This is a genomic window from Streptomyces sp. SID9727, assembly GCF_010550605.1.
GTDB lineage: Bacteria > Actinomycetota > Actinomycetes > Streptomycetales > Streptomycetaceae > Streptomyces.
In genome coordinates, this window is the sequence record NZ_JAAGNI010000506.1 from 1 (window position 1) to 1,341 (window position 1,341).

Genomic DNA, 1,341 nt, shown 5'->3' on the forward strand with positions numbered 1-1,341 from the left:
GCAGGGCCAGGGCCTCCTGCGGGGTCGCGGTGCCCAGCCAGGCGGCACCCGCCTCCCGCGCGGCGCGCGCGCAGGGGACCGCGCCGTGCCCGTAGGCGTCGGCCTTGACCACGGCCATGAGGTGCGCCCCGGCCGCCCGGGCGCGCAGGACGCGCACGTTGGCGCGGAGTGCGGCGAGGTCGATCTCGGCACGGGCTCGCAAGGACGCTGTCTCGTTCATATCGCGCCCAGTTTCTCATTGCCGCCCGTGCGGGCCGGTCCGGCGGGGCGCGTCAGCGGTGGCGCAGCTCGTGTTCCAGGTGGTCGGCGAGGACCGGTACGTGGCTGTGCCCGACGTCCTTGACGGCCGTCACTAGGGCCTGTCGTCACATTCCCGTCGTCCGCCCGGAGGGCGGGCCGGGCGGCGTCAGGCGGGTGCTCTCGGCGTGCCGGCTCCAGACCCCTGTACTGGATGTACTGGGGTCTGGGGCCGGTGCGGCGAGAGTGCGTGCATGGCGTCGCCCGGCAGACGGGAATGTGACGACAGGCCCTAGGGTCACCGGGCCGCCCTCGCGGACCAACCCGGCCAGCTCGTCCACGGCCGCCGACTCGGCCGGACCGGCGAGTTCGGCCCGGTAGCGCTCGACGAAGGCGTCGTAGCGGGTGCCGGAGCGGTCCTCGTGGTACCAGGTGCGCAGCTCGTCCGAGGGGGTGAGGTCCTTGAGCCAGCGGTCGATCGCGGCCTTCTCCCTGGACACCCCGCGCGGCCACAGCCGGTCCACCAGGACGCGGGTGCCGTCGCCCTCCTCGACCCCGTCGTACACCCGGCGTACGCGCACGTCACCGCTGCTGCTCACGGCCGGTCACCTCTCCTCGGCGGTCGTCCTCCTCAGCTTCGCTCAGGCCCGGACGTCCCGCCACGCCCCGGGGATCGCGTCGGCGACGTCCATCGCGGCCAGCGGGGAGCCGTCGGCCGCGCGGCGGGCGGCGAGCCCGTGCAGATAGGCCCCGGCGGAGGCGGCGTCGAGCGGGGCGAGTCCGGCGGCGAGCAGGGACCCGGTGAGGCCGGAGAGCACGTCGCCGCTGCCGGCGGTGGCCAGCCACGGGGTGCCGGTCGGATTGACCCGGACCGGGGTGCGCGGGGTGTCCGTGGCGATCAGGGTGGTCGAGCCCTTGAGCAGCACCGTGGCGCCGAACCGCCCGGCCAGCTCCCGTACGGCGGCGAGCCGCCCCGCCTCGACCTCCTCGCGCGCCACGCCGAGCAGCGCGGCGGCCTCCCCGGCGTGCGGGGTGAGGACGGTGGGCGCGCTGCGGCCCCGCACCGCGTCCGGGTCGAGGAGCCGCAGCCCGGACGCGGTGCGG

2 protein-coding genes and 1 pseudogene are annotated in these 1,341 nt (G+C 76.4%); all 3 read right to left on the reverse strand.

All coding sequences use genetic code 11. The features are described 5' to 3' along the window. The coding region (locus G3I41_RS34285; protein ID WP_203602071.1) for an alanine racemase at positions 1–220 on the reverse strand (220 nt) is incomplete at its 3' end. A 310-nt stretch (positions 221–530) separates the two neighbouring features. Further along, positions 531–836, reverse strand: a pseudogene (locus tag G3I41_RS36590) (DUF488 family protein); the annotation flags it as partial. A gap of 42 nt (positions 837–878) precedes the next feature. Further along, a partial coding sequence (locus G3I41_RS34300) for an ADP/ATP-dependent (S)-NAD(P)H-hydrate dehydratase (protein WP_164404423.1) occupies positions 879–1,341 on the reverse strand: 463 nt, incomplete at its 5' end.